Source organism: Thalassotalea profundi, from assembly GCF_014653195.1.
GTDB lineage: Bacteria > Pseudomonadota > Gammaproteobacteria > Enterobacterales > Alteromonadaceae > Thalassotalea_B > Thalassotalea_B profundi.
The window spans coordinates 68136-90966 of sequence record NZ_BNAH01000001.1; the positions used below are offsets into that span (position 1 = coordinate 68136).

At 35.9% G+C, this 22831-nt stretch carries 25 protein-coding genes; 13 read left to right on the forward strand and 12 right to left on the reverse strand.

Annotation, left to right across the window (positions count from 1 at the left end):
- The first annotated feature begins 30 nt into the window (after positions 1-30).
- Together IE155_RS00275 and IE155_RS00280 are read left to right on the forward strand one after the other, a co-directional pair.
- The gene (locus IE155_RS00275) at positions 31-1074 is read left to right on the forward strand and encodes a type IV pilus twitching motility protein PilT (protein WP_189376094.1); all 1044 of its coding nucleotides are present in this window, start codon (positions 31-33) and stop codon (positions 1072-1074) included.
- A 32-nt stretch (positions 1075-1106) separates the two neighbouring features.
- Complete coding sequence (locus tag IE155_RS00280; protein ID WP_189376095.1) at positions 1107-2231, forward strand: PilT/PilU family type 4a pilus ATPase; 1125 nt, start codon at positions 1107-1109, stop codon at positions 2229-2231.
- Positions 2232-2316: 85 nt separating this feature from the next.
- Here IE155_RS00280 and IE155_RS00285 read toward each other — a convergent pair whose 3' ends face one another.
- The 6 genes from IE155_RS00285 to rsmE all read right to left on the reverse strand — a co-directional run bounded on the left by IE155_RS00285 (position 2317) and on the right by rsmE (position 7840).
- Positions 2317-3999 carry an RluA family pseudouridine synthase gene (locus IE155_RS00285; protein WP_189376096.1) on the reverse strand — a complete coding sequence of 561 codons (1683 nt, stop codon included), beginning with the start codon at positions 3997-3999 and terminating at the stop codon, positions 2317-2319.
- 5 nt (positions 4000-4004) lie between these two features.
- Complete coding sequence (locus IE155_RS00290; protein WP_189376097.1) at positions 4005-4955, reverse strand: AEC family transporter; 951 nt, start codon at positions 4953-4955, stop codon at positions 4005-4007.
- Positions 4956-5058: 103 nt separating this feature from the next.
- Positions 5059-5505 (reverse strand): Holliday junction resolvase RuvX, encoded by a 447-nt coding sequence (gene ruvX / locus IE155_RS00295; RefSeq protein WP_189376098.1) that lies wholly within the window; start codon positions 5503-5505, stop codon positions 5059-5061.
- Positions 5505-6059, reverse strand: a complete 555-nt coding sequence (locus IE155_RS00300) for a YqgE/AlgH family protein (protein ID WP_189376099.1) — start codon at positions 6057-6059, stop codon at positions 5505-5507. Before IE155_RS00300 ends, ruvX begins: the two co-directional genes overlap by 1 nt.
- 30 nt (positions 6060-6089) lie before the next feature.
- A complete protein-coding gene (gshB, locus tag IE155_RS00305) occupies positions 6090-7043 on the reverse strand; it encodes a glutathione synthase (RefSeq protein ID WP_189376100.1) in 954 nt (317 codons plus the stop codon).
- Between the two features lie 50 nt (positions 7044-7093).
- The gene (gene rsmE / locus IE155_RS00310; protein WP_189376101.1) at positions 7094-7840 is read right to left on the reverse strand and encodes a 16S rRNA (uracil(1498)-N(3))-methyltransferase; all 747 of its coding nucleotides are present in this window, start codon (positions 7838-7840) and stop codon (positions 7094-7096) included.
- Positions 7841-8022: 182 nt separating this feature from the next.
- Here rsmE and truA point away from each other — a divergent pair, with 182 nt between their 5' ends.
- The 6 genes from truA (at position 8023) to purF (ending at position 13878) form a co-directional block, all read left to right on the forward strand.
- Complete coding sequence (truA, locus tag IE155_RS00315) at positions 8023-8805, forward strand: tRNA pseudouridine(38-40) synthase TruA (RefSeq protein WP_189376102.1); 783 nt, start codon at positions 8023-8025, stop codon at positions 8803-8805.
- 147 nt (positions 8806-8952) lie between these two features.
- Positions 8953-9810 carry an acetyl-CoA carboxylase, carboxyltransferase subunit beta gene (gene accD, locus IE155_RS00320; protein WP_189376103.1) on the forward strand — a complete coding sequence of 286 codons (858 nt, stop codon included), beginning with the start codon at positions 8953-8955 and terminating at the stop codon, positions 9808-9810.
- Positions 9811-9835: 25 nt separating this feature from the next.
- A complete protein-coding gene (folC, locus tag IE155_RS00325; RefSeq protein ID WP_189376104.1) occupies positions 9836-11110 on the forward strand; it encodes a bifunctional tetrahydrofolate synthase/dihydrofolate synthase in 1275 nt (424 codons plus the stop codon).
- 8 nt (positions 11111-11118) lie between these two features.
- Positions 11119-11733, forward strand: a complete 615-nt coding sequence (locus tag IE155_RS00330) for an SPOR domain-containing protein (RefSeq protein ID WP_189376105.1) — start codon at positions 11119-11121, stop codon at positions 11731-11733.
- A gap of 119 nt (positions 11734-11852) precedes the next feature.
- Positions 11853-12341 carry a CvpA family protein gene (locus tag IE155_RS00335; RefSeq protein ID WP_189376106.1) on the forward strand — a complete coding sequence of 163 codons (489 nt, stop codon included), beginning with the start codon at positions 11853-11855 and terminating at the stop codon, positions 12339-12341.
- A 19-nt stretch (positions 12342-12360) separates the two neighbouring features.
- Positions 12361-13878, forward strand: coding sequence for an amidophosphoribosyltransferase (gene purF, locus IE155_RS00340; RefSeq protein ID WP_189376107.1), 1518 nt, complete (start codon positions 12361-12363; stop codon positions 13876-13878).
- Between the two features lie 75 nt (positions 13879-13953).
- On the opposite strand, the gene IE155_RS00345 is transcribed toward purF, so the two are convergent.
- Positions 13954-15291 carry a sodium-dependent transporter gene (locus IE155_RS00345; RefSeq protein WP_189376108.1) on the reverse strand — a complete coding sequence of 446 codons (1338 nt, stop codon included), beginning with the start codon at positions 15289-15291 and terminating at the stop codon, positions 13954-13956.
- A gap of 186 nt (positions 15292-15477) precedes the next feature.
- Between IE155_RS00345 and IE155_RS00350 the strand changes: the two genes are divergently transcribed.
- Both IE155_RS00350 and IE155_RS00355 read left to right on the forward strand, forming a co-directional pair.
- On the forward strand, positions 15478-16119 hold the full coding sequence (locus IE155_RS00350; RefSeq protein WP_189376431.1) for an MBL fold metallo-hydrolase: 642 nt from the start codon (positions 15478-15480) through the stop codon (positions 16117-16119).
- A gap of 62 nt (positions 16120-16181) precedes the next feature.
- On the forward strand, positions 16182-17015 hold the full coding sequence (locus IE155_RS00355; protein ID WP_189376109.1) for an ion transporter: 834 nt from the start codon (positions 16182-16184) through the stop codon (positions 17013-17015).
- A 107-nt stretch (positions 17016-17122) separates the two neighbouring features.
- Here IE155_RS00355 and IE155_RS00360 read toward each other — a convergent pair whose 3' ends face one another.
- The 4 genes from IE155_RS00360 to IE155_RS00375 form a co-directional block, all read right to left on the reverse strand.
- Positions 17123-17329 carry a helix-turn-helix transcriptional regulator gene (locus tag IE155_RS00360; RefSeq protein WP_189376110.1) on the reverse strand — a complete coding sequence of 69 codons (207 nt, stop codon included), beginning with the start codon at positions 17327-17329 and terminating at the stop codon, positions 17123-17125.
- Position 17330: 1 nt separating this feature from the next.
- Complete coding sequence (locus IE155_RS00365; protein WP_189376111.1) at positions 17331-17792, reverse strand: hypothetical protein; 462 nt, start codon at positions 17790-17792, stop codon at positions 17331-17333.
- A 162-nt stretch (positions 17793-17954) separates the two neighbouring features.
- Complete coding sequence (locus IE155_RS00370; protein WP_189376112.1) at positions 17955-18260, reverse strand: Mpo1-like protein; 306 nt, start codon at positions 18258-18260, stop codon at positions 17955-17957.
- Between the two features lie 59 nt (positions 18261-18319).
- Entirely contained in the window at positions 18320-18964 is a 645-nt protein-coding gene (locus IE155_RS00375) for a LysE family translocator (protein WP_189376113.1), read from the reverse strand.
- A gap of 215 nt (positions 18965-19179) precedes the next feature.
- Here IE155_RS00375 and IE155_RS00380 point away from each other — a divergent pair, with 215 nt between their 5' ends.
- The 3 genes from IE155_RS00380 (at position 19180) to IE155_RS00390 (ending at position 22325) form a co-directional block, all read left to right on the forward strand.
- Positions 19180-21027 carry a YfiR/HmsC family protein gene (locus tag IE155_RS00380; RefSeq protein WP_189376114.1) on the forward strand — a complete coding sequence of 616 codons (1848 nt, stop codon included), beginning with the start codon at positions 19180-19182 and terminating at the stop codon, positions 21025-21027.
- Between the two features lie 191 nt (positions 21028-21218).
- Positions 21219-21914: a 16S rRNA pseudouridine(516) synthase RsuA gene (rsuA, locus tag IE155_RS00385; protein ID WP_189376115.1), complete on the forward strand. Its 696-nt coding sequence runs from the start codon at positions 21219-21221 to the stop codon at positions 21912-21914.
- A 120-nt stretch (positions 21915-22034) separates the two neighbouring features.
- Positions 22035-22325, forward strand: a complete 291-nt coding sequence (locus tag IE155_RS00390; RefSeq protein WP_189376116.1) for a hypothetical protein — start codon at positions 22035-22037, stop codon at positions 22323-22325.
- Positions 22326-22358: 33 nt separating this feature from the next.
- On the opposite strand, the gene IE155_RS00395 is transcribed toward IE155_RS00390, so the two are convergent.
- Positions 22359-22703 carry a hypothetical protein gene (locus IE155_RS00395; protein WP_189376117.1) on the reverse strand — a complete coding sequence of 115 codons (345 nt, stop codon included), beginning with the start codon at positions 22701-22703 and terminating at the stop codon, positions 22359-22361.
- Positions 22704-22831: the final 128 nt, after the last annotated feature.

The following is a 22831-nucleotide window of genomic DNA, read 5'->3' on the forward strand; positions in this document are numbered from 1 at the left end:
CTGGAAATCTGTTAAATCAAAGAGGTTTTTATGGATATTACCGAATTACTCGCGTTTAGCGTAGAAAATAATGCATCTGATTTACATCTTTCTACAGGCATTCCACCATCGATTCGTGTTGATGGTGATGTAAGAAAATTAAATATTCCTGCTTTTGACGCGAAAGACGTTAATGGCCTTGTTTACGATATAATGAACGATAGACAGCGCAGAGAGTATGAAGAAAACCTTGAAGTCGATTTCTCGTTTGAAGTGCCAAATTTAGCACGTTTCAGGGTTAATGCTTTTAATCAGAATCGGGGGCCATCAGCCGTATTTCGTACCATTCCCAGTAAAGTATTATCACTTGAAGACTTAGGCTGCCCTGAAATATTTAGAGATATATCAGACACGCCAAGAGGCTTGGTATTAGTGACGGGGCCAACGGGTTCGGGTAAATCTACCACTTTAGCGGCTATGGTTGATTATATTAATAAAAATAAATATCACCATATTCTGACTATTGAAGATCCTATTGAATTTGTACACGAAAATAAATCTTGTTTGATTAACCAACGTGAAGTTCACCGAGATACATTAAGTTTTAATAATGCATTACGTTCAGCACTACGTGAAGATCCTGATGTGATTTTAGTGGGTGAGATGCGTGATTTAGAAACCATTCGTTTAGCAATGACAGCCGCAGAAACGGGGCATTTAGTGTTTGGTACCTTGCATACCACGTCAGCCCCTAAAACTATTGACCGTATTATTGATGTATTCCCAGCGGAAGAAAAATCAATGGTTCGCTCTATGTTGTCAGAGTCGTTACGTGCTGTTATTTCACAAACACTAGTGAAAAAAGTGGGCGGTGGTCGAGTGGCTGCACATGAAATAATGATTGGTGTGCCTGCTATTCGTAACTTGATTCGAGAAGATAAAATTGCCCAAATGTATTCTGCTATTCAAACGGGTATGTCTAATGGGATGCAAACCATGGATCAGTGTTTACAAAACCTAATAAACCGAGGGTTAATTTCACGTCAAGATGCGATGGAAAAAGCGGCGGATAAAAATCAATTTAAAAGCTACTAATTTGTTTGATTAGTTAATGTAAAGAGCACAAAATGAGATTTCATAATTTACTTGTAAAAATGGTGCAAGAAGACGCATCAGATATGTTTGTTACGGCTAAATTGCCCGTAAGTGCGAAGATCAATGGTGAATTACAACCTATTGATTCAGAAGTATTATCAGCAGATGAAGCTTTGAACTTAGTGCACGATGCTATGAACGAAAAGCAAAAGAAACAATTCAATGAAGAAAAAGAATGTAACTTTGCTATTTCAATTGATGGTATTGGTCGATTTCGTGTATCAGCTTTTTGGCAAAGGGATATGGCGGGCATGGTTATTCGTCGTATTGTGACTGAAATTCCAAGTGCAGATGAACTAGGATTACCCTCAGTACTAAAAGATGTGGTGATGTCTAAACGTGGCTTAGTGTTGTTTGTTGGTGGTACTGGCACAGGTAAATCAACTTCAATGGCGGCATTAATAGGCTATCGAAATAAAAATTCTCGCGGTCATATTCTAACGATAGAAGATCCGGTTGAATTTGTTCATGAACATGGTAAATCTATGATCACCCAGCGTGAAGTGGGCTTAGATACAGAGTCGTTTGACGCCGCATTAAAAAGTTCATTACGCCAAGCGCCAGATGTAATTTTAATTGGTGAGATCCGTTCGCAAGAGATCATGGAACACGCATTAAGTTTTGCGGAAACAGGTCATTTATGTATTGCCACTTTACATGCTAATAATGCCAACCAAGCCATTGATAGGATCATGCATTTAGTTCCTGCAGAACAACATGGTAAGTTATTATTTGATCTTGCCTTAAATTTACGGGGGATTATTGCCCAACAACTTATTCCAACTCGAGATGGTAATGGGCGAGTTGCAGCAATAGAAATTTTATTAAATTCGCCTTATGTATCTGAACTTATTAAAAAAGGTGATGTAGGTAGTATTAAAGAAGTGATGGAGAAGTCGAATGAGCAAGGTATGCAAACATTCGACCAGGCATTGTTTAATTTGTATCAGCGTGGCTTAATTAATTATGCTGATGCCTTACATCATGCTGATTCACCTAATGATTTACGCTTAATGATTAAATTACGTAGTAACGATCAAGGCGGTTCGGGGTCATTGTCTGGTGTTACTTTAGATGGTTTAGAGCCTAAAGATTAACTTTATTGTTTAAGATTTAAGTAATTGATTCATATTCAAAGCTAGCAATTATGCTAGCTTTTTTATTTGTATTTAGTGCTAAAAATTAAAAGTCAGCATCACATTGAAAATGCATCTTGGCTCTAGTGATAGGATGATTAAATTCAAGTGACTCGGCATGTAAATGTAAGCGTTTAGCTTTTTTTCCATAAAGATCATCACCAACAATGGGGGAATTTAAACCGTTAATGTGCGCGCAATGCACGCGTAATTGGTGGGTTCTTCCGGTTTTAGGTGATAAATACAAGCGACTGTGTTGTGCAGTTTTTGATATTAATTGCCATGTGGTTTCCGCACTTTTTCCATGTTCATAGCAAACAAGTTGTCTTGGTCGATCGTGAAGATCACCTCTAAGCGGTAAAGTAATTATTCCCGAAGTTTTTGACAACTCCCCAGCAATAACCGCCATGTAACGTTTTTTAATTTCTCGGTTAATAAACTGTTTTTGTAAGCTTTTATGAGCTCTTGAGTGCAATGCTAGCACCATTAAACCTGAGGTTGACATATCAAGTCGGTGAACAATTATTCCTCCGCTTGCATGGGGGAATAGCTGTTGAATTCGGGTGAGTACCGAATCGTTAATATTTTTACCTGGCACTGAAAGTAACTCCGCAGGTTTATTCACTACTACTATATCATTATCTTGGTAGATAATTGTTAAATGCTTTTCTTGTGCTGGGTTTTCAAACATAGGATTGTTATCGACTAACATCCCTTCTAACATGTGGGTTAAAATAGGCTGACATTTACCGTTACAAGCTGGGTAATAATTACCATGTTGTCTTATTTCAGATTTTGGAGACGCCCCCCACCAAAACTCAGCCAGGGCTATTGGGGTGAAATTATTAGCAAAGGCATATTGTAATAGTTTAGGGGCGGCACATTCACCCGTGCCTGCAGGTGGTGGGTGCGGTGAGTTTTTAAACAACTCGTTAATGTCTTTTTTATCACCTTTAATATTAAGAAACTGATATTGCTCAAATATTTTTTTCTGTAATGCATTTGAACGTGTTCTACGTAACGCTTTTAGCGTGTCTAATCTATTGTTATAAGTGAAAAGTTTCTGCTCTAATTTGGATATTTCATTTTGCCATGTTGCTTTTAACATTTTTAAGCTATTTTTATTGGCAATACTCTTGGCATTAAGGCTTTCATCTAATTGGATGTATCCATCGGCAGTCATTGAGGCTTTTGCTAGCACTCTTTGGGCTTTACGCTCTTTGCGTTCAGCGGTATGTTTTTGTTGTAATTGGCTTATTTCAAACGAGGATGTGGCAATATTATCTGACAGTTGTTGCTTTATAGCATTGAATTTAGGGCTTTCGGTTAGCGTATTAATTTCATCGTTAATATCGTTGATGGCTTGTTGTTCGGTTAAAAAGAAATTGTCTTTAACTAACATATCAAAAACAGGTGGAACAAAGCCTTTATGTAAGTTTTTATTGGCCAATTTTCCAGAAAATGCGGCTAAGTAGCCAATATCACCAACATTATTTTTAACAACTAATACCCCGAACATTTTACCGCTCGCATTATCTTCATTACCTAATAGACCAAAGTTATGCTGCCATTGGTTTTGCTCACTTAAATGCTGTTGTAGCTCTTTTGCTGCTATTTCGCATAGCGCATGAGGTTGGTAATAAAAAGGAAACGTAAAGCGCTTTGGTAGTTCAATATCAGTGATAGGCTGTTTAAAACGGGTAAAACAGTTGAGTAGCTTTTCTGTCATGTGATTTACATCTTATCCATTGATAAAAACCATAGCCAACATGGTATTGTAATTAAGCAACCAAGTGTTGAAGCAACAATAGTGCCCGCAACAGTTTCACGTTGTATGTTTTGACTTTTTGCAATCAAATAGGCATTAACTCCTGTTGGACACGAGCTAATGATAACTAATGTACAAATCACTTCGAAAGGTAACTGTAGTAAATATTTACTGGTGATATAAACCAGTGTTGGCAATAAAATCAACTTGATTATCGAGGCTGCAATAATAAAGTATTTTTGCTGGCGAATACGGTAGAAGGTTAAAGAACAACCCAGTAAAAATAAAGCTAAAGCTATAGCCGGACTACCAAGTAAAATTAGCGCATTATTAAGTATTGTGGGTAAGTTAATAGGTAAAAGGTTAACGATTAACCCTAAGGTGATACTGGCGACTAAGGGATTAAACACTGTTTGCTGCGCTAATTTAGACCAAAGTGTGTTGGTTGAAGCATTTTGTGAATTGTTGTTAATGCCTAGCACACCGGTAATGGTAAACAATAACGCACTATGAAAGGTAATGATTAAAAACACTAAGCTAATGGCTTTATCACCAAAAGCGGCTAGTAATACCGGGATACCGACAATAACAGTATTTGAATAACTTGCGCCTAAAGCGAATACTCCAGAAGGTGCTGAATGTCTTTTATGAATACCATGAAAACAATAATTAATGGTAAAAGCGATAGTATAAGTGAGTAGTAAAGGACCATAAAATGCTAAGAAGTAATTTATATTTACATTGCCAGCAAGTTGGGCGGTAGACATTTTTTGAAATAAAAAAATGGGAATTAACAGTTTAAAGGTTAATTTACTGATTGCATCAATGTCTTGTTTACTAAGCCATGCTAATTTGGCGCAACTATAACCTAAAGCACAAATTAGGGCTAAGGGGAAAATTATTTCAATAACATTCATGGAAGACTTTTAAAAACAGGGCAGAGTTGCTTATTATATACGAATTAAACGGTCTTTAGTAAGTAGGCGCAGTTTGTAGAATGAATAAACCTTAGGTGAGTTACTACGCATTATATTGCGCTTCAAAATAACTTTCGATGATCAGTGCGGCAGATAATGCATCAATATTATCCTTTTGTAGGTTTTTAAAACCGCCATGCTCAAATAAGCGTTCTTTAGCGTCGGCTGTGGTCAAACGTTCATCCTGAAAAATTACTTGTTTGGAAAATTGATTAGATAAGCGATTACCAAACTTTTTCGCATCTAATGTCAGCTGTTGTTCGCTACCATCCATATTTAAAGGTAAGCCAACCACAAATAAGTCGGGTAACCATTCGTTAACATATTTTGCAATATCCGGCCATTGTGGGATACCATCTTTCGCTTTAACCGCACCAAGTGGTCTTGCACTACCTGTGAGTTCTTGCCCAAGCGCAAGGCCAATATATTTTTTACCAAAATCAAAACCAATAATGGTGCGTTTGCCCTTGCTATTATTGCTAGTGGTCATTACGCATGACCAACGTCAGACGATAAATGGGCAACATCAATGCCTAATTTTTCTGCAGCTTTTTGCCAGCGCTTTTCTATTGGCGTTTTAAATAAAATTTCACTATCAGCAGGCGTTGTTAACCAAGAGTTTTCTTGAATTTCTTGCTCGAGCTGTCCTGGTCCCCACCCCGCATAACCGAGTGTCACTAAATAGTCTGGCGGAGAAAGTTCAGTACCTAGTGCCATTAAAATATCTTTTGACGTAGTGATCATTATTTCGTCGCTTAATGCTAATGAACTTCTCCAGCTATTTTGTGGACTATGTAATACAAAACCTCTATCGGGAGATACAGGTCCACCCGACAATACCATTTGTTCGAGTGATGGTAGGCTTTTCTTATTGGCGTCTAGCTGAGACAAAAGTTCATTTAAAGTAACATTAACAGGTAAATTAATAATTAATCCCATGGCACCTTCTTCGTTATGTTCACAAATATAAGTGACCGTTCTATTAAAGAATGAATCCCCTAGACTTGGCATAGCAATAAGTAAATGATTTTCTAAACTGTCCACTTTTCTACCTTGTAATAGCTATTAATGTTGTTATTTCTTGGCCAAATGTTCTTCAATGGCGTCCATCAGTTTTCCACTGATATTAATTGGATATGCTGCTTCTATTTCTCTGATACATGTAGGGCTAGTAACATTAATTTCGGTAACTTTATCACCAATAACATCTAATCCTACAAAGTATAGCCCACGCTTTTTAAGTTCAGGGGCAATAGTTTCAGCAATGTATTTATCTGTAGCTGAAAGTGGCCTTGCTTCACCTCTGCCACCTGCGGCTAAGTTACCACGTGTTTCGCCTTTAGCCGGTATCCTTGCCAGGCAATAAGGCATAGGTTCGCCATTAACAATTAAAATGCGCTTATCGCCATTGCTAATATCAGGGATAAACTCTTGTACCATAGCGTATTGGTTACCATGCGCCGTTAATGTTTCTAAAATAACCCCCACATTTGGATCATTTTCTTTTAAGCGAAATATTGACGAGCCGCCCATACCGTCTAATGGTTTTATAATAACGTCTTTATTATCTTGATGAAATTGACGAATACGCTCATTACTTCTTGTCACTAATGTTTTCGGTGTTAAGTCAGCAAACCAGGCAGTAAATAGCTTTTCGTTACAATCACGTAAGCTTTGCGGTTTATTAACAATTAATGTTCCTGCTAATTCAGCACGTTCTAGCATATAAGTGGCGTAAATATACTCAGTATCAAAAGGAGGATCTTTACGCATTAATACAGCATCAAGTGACTCTAATGCGATATCTTCAACCGCTTCTAGGTCATACCAATGTTCAGGGTCGTCATAAACCTTTACTTGTTGGACACTTGCACGGCATTGCCCTTGAGTTAGATAGAGATCTTTCATTTCAATGTAAAAAAGTTGATAACCACGTTTTTGGGCTTCAAACATCATCGCCATAGACGAGTCTTTACGCACGTTAACTTGTGAAATGGGGTCCATTACTATGCCAAGTTTAATTGTCATTTTTAATTCCTATTCTTATTGCTAATATCATCGCTAATTTACTACCAAGGCTACTTTATATCGCCATAACGGCATTGTAGTGCGGTGATTGCGGTTAATGCGGCTGTTTCTGTTCGTAGTACTCTTGGACCTAATAATACCGCTTGAAATTTATGTTGCTCTGCGGCGTTAATTTCTTCATCGGTTAAGCCGCCTTCAGGACCAACTAATAGTCTAACTCTATCATTGATATCAGGTATCGACATAATAGAATGCTGGGCTTTTGGATGTAAATTTAACTTTAATGCTGATGTTTTTTGAGCGAGCCACGCGCTTAACACTTCTGGTTGTTTAACCATTGGTACTGAGCAGCGGCCACTTTGTTCACAGGCGCTAATAACTATTTTTTGCCATTGCTCTTGTTTCTTATTTAAGCGTTCGCCACTAAGTTTAACACCACAACGTTCAGTAAATAACGGGGTAATTGTGTTTACTCCAAGTTCTACTGATTTTTGTAAAGTAAAGTCCATGCGATCACCACGAGATATACCTTGTCCTAAATGAATATTAAGAGGAGATTCATTATTTTTTTCTGTAAAAGAAATGATCTTAGCTTGGGCATTTTTCTTACTTACATTGGTTAGTTCAGCGCTAAATTCACCCCATTTTCCATTAAATAGCGCACTATTAAACAAAATGATTTTATCACCATTATTTAAGCGTAACACACGAATAATATGACCAAAGGCATCTGCATCTAATTCAATAGTTGCGCCAAGTGTGAGTGGGTGATTTTGATAAACTCTAGGATTTCTCATTTAAGATACAGAATTTAGATTGTTAACTTACTATGGAAGATAAGGTCCACCTAGTGAAATTTCAATGTTTATCTAGTGTATAAGTATAATTATTTTATCGGATTAGTATTCGCAAACAAGCGATAAATAAGGGATAATGCGCGCGTTTAAGCTTTAGTTAATTGTTAGGTTGGGGAAAGTAAATGCGGTATGCGCTAGGCATTGAATATGATGGTAGTAAATACTATGGTTGGCAGCGTCAAAAAAGTGTAATTAGTGTTCAGCAAACATTAGAGAAAGCATTATCTAAAATTGCAGATGAACCTATTGAGGTCATTTGTGCTGGCAGGACTGATACTGGTGTAAATGCAACTAATCAAGTCATTCACTTTGATACGACTAAAATTAGGAAGGATGTCGCTTGGACGTTAGGCGTTAATACTAACTTACCTAAAGATATTGCGGTGACTTGGGTAAAAGAAGTAAGTGACGAATTTCATGCTCGTTTTAGCGCTACTGCCCGTTGCTATCGTTATATTATCTATAATAATCAACAACGCTCAGCCATTTTAAGTCATGGTTTAAGTTTTTGTCATTATCCACTCGATGAAATCTTAATGAACGAAGCTGCACAGTTTCTTGTGGGTAAACATGATTTTACTTCATTTAGAACGGTACATTGTCAATCTCATTCCCCGATCAGAACACTTTATCATTGCAATGTGACTCGTAAAGGCGATTATCTTATTTTAGATGTTAAAGGCAATGCGTTTTTACATCATATGGTACGTAATATTGCCGGTAGCCTAATGAAAGTAGGGCAAGGGTTGAAACCAATAGAATGGATAGAAGAAGTATTGTTGGCAAAAAATAGATGCCTCGCTGGAATGACGGCAGCATCAGCAGGCTTATACTTTGTTGGTGTTGATTACCCAGAAGAATTTAATTTACCTAAACGTAAATTAGGTCCATTATTTTTGGAATAACTAGAATTTTAAACAAAACAGACCAGTTTTTTATGTTCAAAATACCGTATTTTGTGGTCTAATTAGTGGTTATTCTTGATATTAGTAATAATTTGATGATAGTTTCTTGCTGTTATCAGGTTTTTCTCGCGCAATAGGCAATTTATTATGAGCTGGATAGAAAAGATTCTCCCAAAAGCAAAAACGACTGAACGCAGCAATATTCCCGAAGGTGTATGGAGTAAATGTACCGCGTGTAATGCAGTATTATATAAAGCTGAATTAGATCGACAAATGTCTGTTTGTCCTAAGTGTGACCACCATATGCGTATTACAGCACGTAAACGTGTTGAAGGTTTTCTTGATCAGGGTGAACGAATTGAATTAGGGGCTGAATATGAGCCACAAGATATATTAAAGTTTAAAGATTCAAAACGTTATAAAGATCGCCTTTCATCAGCTCAAAAAAGTACCGGTGAAAAAGATGCCCTTGTTGTTATGAAAGGTGAGCTTTTAGGTATGCCTGTCGTGGTTGCTGCATTTGAATTTTCATTTTTAGGTGGCTCAATGGCTTCAGTTGTTGGTGCTCGGTTTGTTAAAGGTGTTGAATACTGTTTAGAGCATAAAGTACCGTTTGTATGTTTTTCAGCAAGTGGCGGTGCGCGTATGCAAGAAGCATTATTTTCATTAATGCAAATGGCTAAAACGAGTGCGGCATTAGCTAAAATGAGTGAACAAGGCCTACCTTATATATCAGTACTAACCGATCCTACCATGGGGGGTGTTTCTGCTAGTTTAGCTATGCTAGGTGATGTAAATGTGGCAGAACCTAAAGCCTTAATTGGTTTTGCAGGTCCTCGTGTTATTGAACAAACGGTGCGAGAAAAGTTACCAGAAGGCTTTCAACGTAGTGAGTTTCTTTTAGAAAAAGGCGCTATAGATATGATTGTTGATCGTCGAGAAATGCGTGATACATTAGGGCGTTTATTAGCTAAGTTTACTGGCCAGCCAAGTTTAACTAATTAGTATTGAATGTAGATATACACTATTTATGATAGAAAATTTTTTAAGCCACTCAAGCGAGCATTCTCTCGATGAGTGGCTTTCTTATTTAGAGTCACTACATAGTAGTGAAATCGATCTAGGGTTAACTCGTGTAGGCGAAGTTGCTGAGCGTTTATCGATTGATTTTTCTTTTGCTAAAGTGATCACTGTTGCCGGAACAAATGGAAAAGGCACCACTTGTGCGTTTATCGAACAAGTATTGCTGAGCAAAGGTAAGAGCGTTGCAGTGTATTCATCACCCCATATAGAGCATTTTAATGAAAGGCTCCGTATTAACCAAGATGATGTTGCCGATCAGCCTATAATTGATGCTTTTAAACAAATAGAACAAGCGCGCGCAGAAATTAGTCTCACCTATTATGAATACACTACCTTAGCGGCATTTCTTATCTTGATGAGCGAACGTCCTGAGTTTATTGTGCTAGAAGTTGGCTTAGGCGGTAGGCTTGATGCTACTAATATTATCAATGCTGATATTGCGGTGGTCACAACAGTTGATTTAGATCATCAAGCATTTTTAGGTAATGACAGAGAAACCATTGGTAGAGAAAAAGCCGGTATTTTACGTACAAAGCAACATGCGATATTAGGAGAGGTATTTCCCCCTGAGAGTGTGTTGAAATATGCAAACGATATAAATGCTAATGTATGGCAACGAGAGAAAAGTTTTTGTGTTAGCTTTAGCGATGATAAAACATGGTTCTGGCAAAGTTCAAGCCATAACTTTAACAACTTACCTTTACCGTATATTCCACTTGATAATGTTGCTACAGCTATAATGGTAATCACTTTATTAGTGCCTGAAATTACTGAAATGGATTTAATAAAGGCGATTAATAAAACTCGAGTTGCAGGGCGTACAGAGCATTTTAAAGCAAGCTGCGATGTGGTGCTTGATGTTGGTCATAATCCTTTAGCCGCACGTTATTTAAGTCAGTATGTGAAACAATATGTACAAAATAAACCCGAGGCAAAAGTATATGCAGTAGCTGCTATGCTTGCTGATAAAGATATTAAAAGTACATTAATTGAATTACACAAAGATATTGATGCTTGGTATGTAGCAAGTCTTACTGTATCACGTGGTGCTAGAGCACAAGTATTGGCTGAATATTTAAGTGTAGCTGAAGGTTCCGTGAATTGTTTTGACAAAGTAGAGGATGCCTATAAAATGGCTCTATCTAAAGCGCAGTCAACTGATTTAATCTTAGTATTCGGTTCGTTTTATACCGTTGCAAGTATTAGAAAATTGTTAGTTTAGGAGTTACCTTGTCTACACCATTTCAAAATCGACTTGTGGGAACCGTTATTGTAGCGGCGATCGCAATTATCTTTTTACCTGACATCTTAGATGGTGAGAAAAAAACTTATCAAGAGGAATTTGATCAAATTCCTTCCGTACCTAGCATAGATTTTAAACCAACTAATAAACAACTTGATGAACAAAAATTTGAGCAATTAGTGCAAGACGAAATCTCTGATGAAACAGCATTAGATGATGAGCCAGCCTCAGGTAATGATGATACATTAGATACTCGCGATGATAGTCAAGTAGTCAAAGTATCCTCGTTACCTGATAAAGAAACTATCATTGGAAATCCTCCTGCTAAGTTACCAGAGAAATCTGTGTTAAAAGAAGCTTGGGTGATTCAGCTAGGTAGTTTTCGTCATAAAAAAAATGTAGATGAATTACTTAAAAAACTTAAAGACAATGGCTATACCGCATTTAGTAAGCCAATTAAAACGCGAACAGGTAATTTAACTAAAGTCTTTATCGGCCCTGAACTCATTCGATCAAGCTTAGAGAAAAAAATCCCAGAATTGAAAAAGTTAACGACTGTTGAAGGTAAAATAGCGCGCTTTAAGCCAACGAATACGAATTAAAGTTAAAAAGTCTATTAATGTACGCGATTCGTTACTTGATATGAATCACAAAAAAATTGGCTAAATAGAGTCCTATTCTGTTAGAATGCGCGCCTCTAATCAATGAGAACACTCGACTTATGATTTGGATAGACTATGCCATAGTGGCAGTCATTGTTATTTCAACACTTATCAGTTTAGTGAGGGGCTTTGTTAAAGAAGCTGTATCACTTGTTATATGGATCAGTGCCTTTTTTGTAGCAAGTTCATTTTATGCTGACTTAGCGTTGCACTTAACCAATATTACCGATCAATTACTTCGTAATGCCGCCTCTGTTGCTATCTTATTTATCACAACACTCATTCTAGGCGCGTTAATTAATTATATTATTGGACAGCTAGTTGAAAAAACCGGTTTATCAGGAACAGATCGTGTACTAGGTATTGTTTTTGGTGCCTTGCGAGGCGTTTTAATTACCAGCGCAATACTCTTCTTTTTAGATGCTTTTACACCAGCGGCACAAAGTGCATGGTGGAAAAGTTCTCAATTGATCCCAGAATTTACATTAATTATTGAATGGTTTTTTGAATACCTCAAACAATCATCAAGTTTCTTAAATAAAGCTTAGTTCGGCGGAGAATAACTTTATGTGTGGTATAGTTGGCATTGTTGGTAAAACACCAGTAGGTCAGGCAATTTATGACGGTTTAACTGTTTTACAGCATCGTGGACAAGATGCGGCAGGTATTGTCACTATGAACGATAATACTTTTAGATTGCGTAAAGCTAATGGCTTAGTAAAAGATGTGTTTCATACGCGTCATATGCTACGTTTACAAGGCAATATTGGTATTGGTCACATTCGATATCCAACAGCGGGTACTTCAAGTTCATCAGAAGCGCAACCGTTTTATGCAAACTCACCATTTGGAATTTCATTGGCGCATAATGGTAACTTAACCAATGCAGATGAATTAAAAGAATGGTTGTATAATGAAGCTCGTCGCCATGTTAATACGACATCAGATTCTGAATTATTACTTAATATTTTAGGTCACGAGTTGCAACAAGCAGGGAATATTAGCTTAACACCTGATGATATTTTCACCGCGATTGCTAATGTACACAAGCGTGTGCGTGGTGCTTATGCAACTACCGCATTAATTATTGGGCATGGGCTTATTGCATTTCGCGACCCACATGGAATTCGCCCATTAGTGTTTGGTAAACGTGAAACTGATCGTGGTACTGAATACATGGTTGCTTCTGAATCAGTTGCATTAGATGCTAATGACTTTACTTTTGTACGTGATGTGGCGCCAGGTGAAGCTATATTCTTTACCGAAGATGGACAAATTCATAGTAAACAGTGTGCCGAAAATCCTCAGTATAATCCTTGTATCTTTGAGTATGTTTATTTTGCTCGCCCTGATTCTACGATTGATAAGATTTCTGTTTATGGCTCACGTGTTGAAATGGGTCGAAAGTTAGGTAAAAAAATTGCGAAAGAATGGGCTGATGTTGATATCGATGTCGTTATCCCAATTCCTGAAACTTCTTGTGATAGTGCCTTAGAGATTGCTCAAACATTAAACTTACCGTATCGACAAGGGTTTGTTAAAAATCGCTATATCGGTCGTACGTTTATCATGCCGGGTCAAGAACAACGTAAGAAGTCAGTACGTAAAAAGCTTAACGCTATTGGTGCTGAATTTGCCGGTAAAAATGTATTATTAGTCGATGACTCAATCGTTCGAGGTACTACGTCAGAGCAAATTATTGACATGGCGAGAAACGCCGGAGCTAAAAAAGTATATTTTGCTTCAGCAGCACCAGAAATTCGTTTCCCAAATGTTTATGGTATTGATATGCCAAGTGCCAATGAATTAATTGCTCATGGTCGTGAAGTTGATGATATTTGCCAACTTATTGGTGCAGATAAGTTGATTTTTCAATCAATTGAAGATCTAAAAGCTGCAGTATCGGTAACTAATCCAAGCATTAAAGGCTTTGAAACCTCTGTTTTTAATGGACAATATATAACTAACGATATTGACCAAGGGTATTTAGAAAGACTCGATGCAATGCGTAATAATGAAACTAAAGAAACGTCAGATAAGAATGCAGATTCAATTATTGATATGCATAACGAAGGCGCAGAATAAAGCTTAATTCAACAAAAAAGGCATAGTAATTACTATGCCTTTTTTGTTTATATAAAAAACCTGTGGCGTTGTTAACTAATTTAAAATGGCCACATTAACAAATACAACACTGAGTAAAATAGGGCAAACAAAACGGATATAATTGCCCCAAATCGCTAACCATTGACGACCTACTTGCAACGATTTGTCACGTAATTTATTACCTCTATTCCACATCCATCCAACAACAATAAAATAGAATAAACAGCTCAGTGGTTGCAATATTGTGGTTAACGCTTGGATCACTATACCAAATAGTTGATCGAAAAATGCAATAAGCAACATACTTGCACAAAAGACAATTGCGGAAACTAACCATGTAGCTTTAGGGCGAGCAAAGCCTTTATCTTCCATTAAGTAAGCAACAGGGACTTCTGTTGATGAAATTGTTGACGTTAAAGCGGCAATAGAGAGTAAAGAGAAAAAAGCGCATGAAACAAATAAGCCAATATTTCCCATTGAGTTAAATAGCTCAGGTAGAATATTAAAAATAAGCTGCCCTTCACCAATCAGTTTATCCCCTTGAAATACATCTTGCCCTGCTGTTTGTGCGACAAAAAGGGCTGGGATTATCAATAAACCTGCTAGGAAAGCAATACAAGTATCAAGTGCGGTAATCGATAATACTAATTTGCCAATATCTTTGCCCTTTTGCATGTAAGAGCCATAAACCATCATGCCACCTACACCAATAGATAATGAGAAAAATGCTTGCCCCATTGCAGAAATAATCAATTTTGGATCTGTTACTTGGCTAAAGTCCGGCACTAGGTAAACTTCAAGACCTTTTTCTGCGCCGGGTTGATTTAAGATATAAATAATCAATCCGATTAACATGATCAGTAGTAAAGGCATAAGTCGGGCAGACCACTTTTCGATACCTGCATTTACGCCTTGATGAATAATGCCTGCGCCAAGTAAAATAAATATAGGTGTGAAAAGTAAATTTCTTTGTGTACTTGACGTGGACAACCAAGTTGCTATGTCGTTTGCATTAAGTAAAGAGGCTAAAGCAGCAAGTGCGTGTGCTAACATCCAGCCCGCCACTATGGTGTAGAAGCTCAGCATCATTATTGCGCCACATAAGCCGATTAACCCAGCTTTGCGCCCTAAATTTTCTGAGATATCTTTACAGGCGTCGCCTAGTGCAGAAACGGGGTTTTTTTGTGCTTGATTACCAATATAAACTTCAGCGTATAAAGCCGGTAGTGCCAAAAGCAAAGTGACAATTAAATAAACAAATAGAAAGGCACCACCACCGTTATTTGCAGCCTGTGTGGGGAATCCCCATATATTACCTAAACCAATAGCTGAACCAGCGGCCGCTAGTACAAAGCCAATGCGGGAATGAAAAGAATCTCTAACTATAGACATATATTGAATTAATTATTTTTTATTTGAGCAGAGCTTACCGAGTTCAATGGCGTTAGGGAAGTATAACTAGCTAAATAATTTGCTGTTTTAAATAAAATATTCTTACTTGAACTTTAAAACACTACCCCAACATGAATAACATACGTTAAAATGTGCTCTGATATATTTTTAAAAAGGCTTGTTATGTTGCAATACCAAATTATTCCTGTCACCCCATTTCAACAAAATTGTACATTGTTTTGGTGTGACGAAACTAAACAGGCCGCGGTGGTTGATCCTGGCGGAAATCCTGAATTAATTATCAATGCCATTGAGCAAAAAGGCCTCACCTTAACAAAAGTATTATTAACTCATGCTCATATTGATCATGCAGGGGCTACAAAAGCAATATCAAGCCATTATGGGGTGTCAATTGAAGGGCCACATAAAGAAGATCAGTTTTGGATTGATTTAATACCTGAGCAAAAAGCACGTTTTGGGTTTGAAGACGCTGAGCACTTTGTAACAGATCGCTGGTTAAACCAAGGCGATAACGTCACTTTTGGTAATATTACGCTTGAAGTGTATTTTTGTCCTGGGCATACCCCTGGACATGTAGTATTTTTTCATCGTGAGTCAAAATTAGCACAAGTGGGTGATGTACTTTTTAAAGGTTCAATTGGGCGTACTGATTTTCCTCGTGGTGATTACAATACTTTGATTAATTCGATTAAAAACAATTTATTTTTACTAGGTGATGATGTGCGCTTTATCCCTGGTCATGGACCTATGAGTACATTTGGTGAAGAAAAACGTTCAAACCCTTTCGTTGGTGTAAATGCAAGATAACTTATGAAAAATATCTTTGTTATATCAATATATTGCTGTTAGTGAAATGGAATAATTAATACATGCCCTCTGTTATTTTAACAATACAAAATCGGTTAAAACGCATTGATGCGAGTCCTGTATTTCAATGGTCAATTATTGTGGTTATTTTGTTATCAGCCTTATTAATAGGCGCTAAAACCCATAATTTGCCAGATAATGCAATGCAGCTGTTAACAGTGCTTGATGTAATAATAACGATATTCTTTTTGTTTGAAATCGTGATTCGTTTTTTAGCTTTTAAAGATAAAAAATCTTTCTTTAAAAATGGCTGGAATATCTTCGATACGATTATTGTGATTGGTAGTTTAATTCCTGAAGGAGGATCTGGCGTTTTACTTGCACGTTTATTACGTGTTTTTAGAGTACTACGTTTAGTCTCTATGGTGCCAGAGCTTAGGCTACTGATAAACGCATTATTAAAAGCTATCCCTCGTATGGGGTACATCGCATTATTAATGTTTGTTATTTTCTACATTTATGCTGCAATTGGTAGCCTTGTGTTCCATGACATAAACGAAGTGCTCTGGGGCGATGTTTCTATCGCTATGTTGACTTTATTTCGTGTCGCGACGTTTGAAGATTGGACAGATGTTATGTATGAAACAATGACCGTGTTTCCGATGAGTTGGATCTTCTATTTAACCTTTATTTTTCTAACGGCATTTATCTTTTTAAATATGATGGTTGGTACCATTTTAGAAGTGATGAGTAAAGAGCATGAATTACATCGTGCAGAGCAGCATGGTGAATCGGGTGAGGGTGGAGAACCCGCAAGCCGTGCTCAAATTGAAAAGCTAGAGCAAGAGCTGGCAGAGATTAAACAATTACTCAAACAACAGAAGCCTCATTTGTGATTGTTAAACTACAACGTTTAGCTTGATACTGACATAGCACACTAAATTCTGTATTCGTATCAAGCTAATTTTGATAGAGTTAATCTCTTTTGATTAAAACATATAGCTCATTGGTAGATAAACACATCGGCTATTGTTACTTTAAACACATCGGCAATTTTAAAAGCTACTTCTAAAGAGGGAGAGTATTTATCTTTCTCGATTGCGACAATTGTTTGCCTTGATACACCAACCAAATCAGCCAAGTCTTTTTGTGTCATCTCATTATAGTTAAAACGCAGTTTTCGAATGTTATTGGTTATTTTTTTAGTCACACTAATAACCTCTACGGTAGTAATACAGCTTGGTTACTTCGTGTATTATACTTGATATTAGTAGTCCTAACATTAATACATTAGCCATGTTATAAGCTGTAGATACATTTGGTATGATCAAGAATGAAATTTCACCATTCGTAATAAAATGCTGCACTAAAAACAATTGGCTAAAAGTAAAAAACACAAAAACATATAAAGTCCAACCACTATTTCTTGTTGCTGTTAGCTCAAAAATATTGTCTCTTTCATCAGTACCTTTTTCCGCCTCTTTAGCGTTTAAAATCGCCAAAATGACATGAACTATTATACTTGCTGCGATAATCCAAATAAAGCTTATAGAAAGAAGCCTTAATATACTAATATCGGTAATATTTACCGTTATTAATTCTCCAACATAATTTACTAATACAATAAGGGTTATTAGTAGCGTGCCCCATGATGCCTTTTCTTGATATCCCATTTTATATTCCTTGTGAATAATATATTTTACTTTAAGTCAAGTATTTTTGACATAGGTAAATATTAATCGTTGTGTATTATTGAGTCAAATATATTTTACATAGTGTAAAATATATTTGATTTTCAATGTATGTTAAAATTTATTGAGTGAAGGTTTTAGGCATTAAAAACGGATTTTTCCTATTAGTATATCTTTAAACATAACCCAATCTCCTATTAAACTATAAATAGGGTATTGAAATGTTGCAGGCTTGTTCTTTTCAAAGAAAAAGTGTCCTAACCAAGCGAACCCATACCCTACAATAGGTAATAACCATAAATGACTTAATTTCATTGTAAAAAGGCTATGAAACAATAGATATAAGACTAACAAACTACCGATAAAATGCAGTCTACGACAAGCTTTATTCTGATGCTGGCTTAAATAGAAAGGGTAAAAGTCATTAAAGTTTTGATATTTTTTATCCATGTAATTTGCTCTTCTTATTGGGCTAGTGATGAATGACTAATTAAGGATTGGTTGCACACTTAGTTTATCTTCGTGGTAATCACTTTGATTCCCATAATAATCATGGCACTGCCAAGAATTCGATCTAACCAATGACCTAATTTTTGAAATGCATAATTAACGCGCGGTCGTGAGAATAATAAAGTTACACAAGAAAACCATAATAATTGAATCATCATCATCCATAGTCCATAAATACAAATGTGCATGATAGGCATATCAGGAGATAAAACTATGGTAAATAATGCGACAAAATAAATAGGTGCTTTTGGGTTTAAAGCATTACATAAAAAACCTAAACCAATGATTTGTATAGTTGATTTTTGATGAGCTGTAACAGTGTTATTGTCATTGGTTAAAGTTTTGATACTTAAAGTTGCTTTAGCTTTAATTCCTTTTATTCCTAGATAAAGCAAATAACAACCCCCTAATGATTTTATTAACCATAATGCCGTTTCAGAACTTGCTATAACAGCGGCTAACCCTAATGCAGAATAAATGATATGAATTGATAAGCCTAATGCTATCCCAATGCTACATAATAAGCCGGCTTTTTTGCCTTGTGTTAATGTCTGTTGCGTTACTAATACAAAGTCAGGTCCAGGAGAAGCAGCTGCCAATAAATGAATGCTGGTGATAAGTAATAAGCCCTCAAATAGGTTCATAAAATGCTCATTAAAAGTAATTTATTACGTTAGCCTATCACTGCAACAAATATTGTCAATTTACTATTAGATAAGTATTTTTAGATGCGAGAAGGCATTTCTACAGGAGAAATACTGCTTATATTCTCTCATTCTAAGCCATTAAAAACACTATTGATCTTAGATAAATTAAACGTAGAATGTAAATATATTATTAATTTTTTGTAAGGCATGTCATGGAAGCAACGTTTTCACAATTAAGATCAAAACTTCTGTTAATACTGATGAGTATTGGTCTTTTTATTGGTGGCCAAGCATGGGCACAAACCTCAACACTTGAATATGAAAAAGCTCGACTAGTTAGCAAATTTGCTAAATTTGTTACTTGGCCTGATGATGCTATTAAGTCTGAGTTTATTATTGGGATATATGAAAATACGGAAAAATATGAATACTTTAATGAGTTTTTTAAAAATAAAGGCGTAAAGGGCAAAGATATTACCGTGCGCTTAATTACATCTTTCCAAGAAATTAAAGACGTAAATATTTTATATATCACATCAAGTAGGCGAAATCTGCTAAAGCTATCGGAGCGAAGTATCAGAGGTTCTAATGCACTTATTATCACTGAAAACAGCTTTGAACTTGATAAAACAATGATTGATATTACCTATGATAAAGATCAATCAGCGCTAACCTTTAGTGTTAATGATGTAAATTTGCTTTCAGAAAAACTAGAGCTTCCTGAACTATCACTTTTTTTAGATACCAATAATAACGAAGAAATTTTATCTGACAGCCCTTCATATATACTTCAAAAACAAAAAGAAGAGCATTTATTAGTTGTAGAAGATTTATTAAAACTACAAAAACAATTTGCTCAACAAAAAACAACATTGAATACACTGACTAAAAAATTACAAGTAAGTGAAGAAAGCTCGAAAAAATATAACTTAGCGCTTCAAGAAGCTTCTAATAAGTTAATGACTCTCCAAGAAGAAAGCAAAATTAAAAGCGAAGATCTTGATGCAAAAAATGCTGAGTTAAAAACCTTAGCAGCACAAATTAATACGTTAAAAACACAGTTAGAAAACAATGAAAACGTGAGTCAAAATGTTGATGTAAATGAGCCGAGTAGCAGCGCAGAAGATGAACAATCTTTAACTGATTTAACAGCTAAACTTGCAGAACAGAAAGAAGTTAATGATAAAAATATTTTAGTATTGGCTAATGTTAAGCAAAAATTGGCAAGTGTTAATAAAGAAAATAAATTACTAACGAGTTTTCAGTTATTATTTTATGTTTTTGTAGTTATAACATTAATAGCCTTGATTATTGCATTTTTAATGTGGAGAAAAGCTAAATACTCTTCCCCTACATCTTTACCACTTGACGGTAATGAGAGTAATAAGTTGTTACCGGTAAGAGAAGAACAATTAATTAAGTCTGAGAATGTTGCGGCATTGGGTTATGTGGCAACTGACGTAACCTATGCTGTTGGTTTATCTTTAGTGGACTTAAACGATGAGTTTGTGACGAATGGGGATAAAGATAATGTCGCTAAACTAAAACCTATTGTGACATTATTAGAAAACTTTAACCTTATCGCTGCGGATCAAGATGATACTGATATACAACATTTTGATCTAGTTTCTTATATGCAAAAAATGATGATGCTTTATGAATTTGAGTTTAGTCAAAGTGACATTGATTATCGCTACTTAGGTGAAAAATCATTAATGATCAATTCAGTACCCAGCTATATTGCTTTAGTTTTATTAAACTTAATTAATAATTCTTTAAAGCATGGTTTTGATAATAAGGGTAATGGTTCAATATTATTAAAGGCTGAAAAAGGGGCTAAAAATGGTATTACTATAACCTATGCTGATGATGGTAAAGGCATGAGTCAATCTACTTTAGCGCAAGTGTTTACTCCATTTTTTACCACTCGTAGTGATCGAGGTTATGTAGGTGTAGGGATGAGTACGACTTATGACATTATTAAGAATAAGCTCAGCGGTGACATTAAAATAGAAAGTAAGGAAGGCAAGGGCACTACAGTTATTATTAATCTTACTTAAAGGTTTAAGCTAAAATTAATAGGGTAATTATTACATTGTATTACCCTATTTTTTTGTCGTACTAAACGAAATACCTATTTGGTTTTCACTTCACACCCTGATTAAATTTTGATTCACGCGTGTAAAATAAACATATTCATTGATAGCTGATATAATCGATACCATCCATAAAGTGAGTAGTTAGCATAACCATGCGCTTAGATAAATTTATTTGTAAAAGTACTGAATTAACCCGAACTGAAGCAAAAAAAATGCTTAAAGCTGGCACCGTCAAGGTTAATGGTGAAATAGTTAAAAATGCGGCACAACAAGTACACGAGAACAATGAAGTAACAATAGAAGGGCAACGTTTAACAGCACGTTCATCGCGTTATATTATGCTACATAAGCCTTTAGACACCATATGCTCTAATGTGGACGAGCTTTATCCCTCTGTACTTAATTTTATTGATGTTGACAAAGCATTCGATCTACATATTGCGGGGCGTTTAGATGCAGATACTACTGGGTTAGTATTAATCACTGATGACGGGCGTTGGTCGCATAATATTATTTCCCCTAAAAAACAATGTGAAAAAGTTTACCGTGTTTGGTTAAGAGATGATTTAAAACCTGATACCGCATCACAGTTTACTGATGGCGTGCAATTGCAAGGTGAAAAAAACTTAACATTACCAGCCAAACTTGAACAAATAGCTTCAAGAGAGGTTTTACTTACGATAACAGAAGGTAAGTACCATCAGGTAAAACGAATGTTTGCGGCTGTAGGCAATAAAGTTGTAGGACTTCATCGTGAGCAAATAGGAAATGTTAAGCTCGATAAAGAGATTTTATTAGGACAATGGCGTTATTTAACCGATGATGAAGTCAGTTGTTTTCTTAGTTAGAACGTCGACTCGTTTGTTGTAGACCATTAACAACTATTTTGCAAAAAAGTTAAAGAATTTCTTTTTATTGACGATAACTTAATCAAGTTTAATTAACATGTGAGTAAAAAGGATACTACGATGGATGTTTTCGCTGAATTATTGCCGTCAGCGCATTTAGTTAAATCAGAAAATACAGCAAAAGATCGTAAGCAGAAACCTAAACATTTTCGAAAAATTGAAAACCTATACCGAGATGATGCTGAACCTAAGCAAGAAAAAGTAGGTGTTACCAGTACTACTTGGGATGAAAAGGATCGCCGCTCAGGTGAAGATCGTCGTTTACAGAAAAAAAACCGTGGACGTTTCCTCGACTCTCGTGAATCTAAAGATCGTCGCCAACAATCTAAAGGTATTTTTGTTAAAATATAACTTTAGCTATCATGACTTAAATGTTATTCATTATCACGTATTCTGACTCTTACCAATAGAAATGTAAGCGCTTATAAAAAATAAAATAAAGATCACTAAAATACCGATAAGACTTTGGTCATACCTTAGAATATCTAAATAAAATAGACTATTTTCAATCATTGCTATTACTATTCCTAGAATAAGTAATGAGTATTTATGCATGAAACCATCTGCTTTTAATAATTTAGCGAGAAAATAGCCAGACACGGGTATAAAAGCCCAAATGAAAAATACGGCAATTGAAAAAATAACGGCTGAAGTTGCCATATTAGAATGAGCCAACTTATTGATTAACGGGTAAGTTTGAACCAAGAGATACCCAAGATATAGCCACACGTTATTTTCCTTCCTATCAATACAAGTCATCTTAAAATTACGGAAAATTATATCAATGAAAACAATCATCGATATGATGCTAATCAATAAAAATAGTACTAGTGTATATTTATGTTTATATCGTGATG

Bases quoted from the DNA above. Each gene is read 5' to 3' on its own strand.
- truA (WP_189376102.1), top strand. From the start codon at position 8,023: ATGCGGTATGCGCTAGGCATTGAATATGATGGTAGTAAATACTATGGT.
- IE155_RS00375 (WP_189376113.1), bottom strand. From the start codon at position 18,964: ATGAACCTATTTGAGGGCTTATTACTTATCACCAGCATTCATTTATTG.
- purF (WP_189376107.1), top strand. From the start codon at position 12,361: ATGTGTGGTATAGTTGGCATTGTTGGTAAAACACCAGTAGGTCAGGCA.
- IE155_RS00275 (WP_189376094.1), top strand. From the start codon at position 31: ATGGATATTACCGAATTACTCGCGTTTAGCGTAGAAAATAATGCATCT.
- ruvX (WP_189376098.1), bottom strand. From the start codon at position 5,505: ATGACCACTAGCAATAATAGCAAGGGCAAACGCACCATTATTGGTTTT.
- IE155_RS00290 (WP_189376097.1), bottom strand. From the start codon at position 4,955: ATGAATGTTATTGAAATAATTTTCCCCTTAGCCCTAATTTGTGCTTTA.
- IE155_RS00370 (WP_189376112.1), bottom strand. From the start codon at position 18,260: ATGGATAAAAAATATCAAAACTTTAATGACTTTTACCCTTTCTATTTA.
- gshB (WP_189376100.1), bottom strand. From the start codon at position 7,043: ATGACAATTAAACTTGGCATAGTAATGGACCCCATTTCACAAGTTAAC.
- accD (WP_189376103.1), top strand. From the start codon at position 8,953: ATGAGCTGGATAGAAAAGATTCTCCCAAAAGCAAAAACGACTGAACGC.
- rsmE (WP_189376101.1), bottom strand. From the start codon at position 7,840: ATGAGAAATCCTAGAGTTTATCAAAATCACCCACTCACACTTGGCGCA.
- IE155_RS00280 (WP_189376095.1), top strand. From the start codon at position 1,107: ATGAGATTTCATAATTTACTTGTAAAAATGGTGCAAGAAGACGCATCA.
- IE155_RS00345 (WP_189376108.1), bottom strand. From the start codon at position 15,291: ATGTCTATAGTTAGAGATTCTTTTCATTCCCGCATTGGCTTTGTACTA.
- IE155_RS00380 (WP_189376114.1), top strand. From the start codon at position 19,180: ATGGAAGCAACGTTTTCACAATTAAGATCAAAACTTCTGTTAATACTG.
- folC (WP_189376104.1), top strand. From the start codon at position 9,836: ATGATAGAAAATTTTTTAAGCCACTCAAGCGAGCATTCTCTCGATGAG.
- IE155_RS00335 (WP_189376106.1), top strand. From the start codon at position 11,853: ATGATTTGGATAGACTATGCCATAGTGGCAGTCATTGTTATTTCAACA.
- IE155_RS00355 (WP_189376109.1), top strand. From the start codon at position 16,182: ATGCCCTCTGTTATTTTAACAATACAAAATCGGTTAAAACGCATTGAT.
- IE155_RS00365 (WP_189376111.1), bottom strand. From the start codon at position 17,792: ATGGGATATCAAGAAAAGGCATCATGGGGCACGCTACTAATAACCCTT.
- IE155_RS00285 (WP_189376096.1), bottom strand. From the start codon at position 3,999: ATGACAGAAAAGCTACTCAACTGTTTTACCCGTTTTAAACAGCCTATC.
- IE155_RS00390 (WP_189376116.1), top strand. From the start codon at position 22,035: ATGGATGTTTTCGCTGAATTATTGCCGTCAGCGCATTTAGTTAAATCA.
- rsuA (WP_189376115.1), top strand. From the start codon at position 21,219: ATGCGCTTAGATAAATTTATTTGTAAAAGTACTGAATTAACCCGAACT.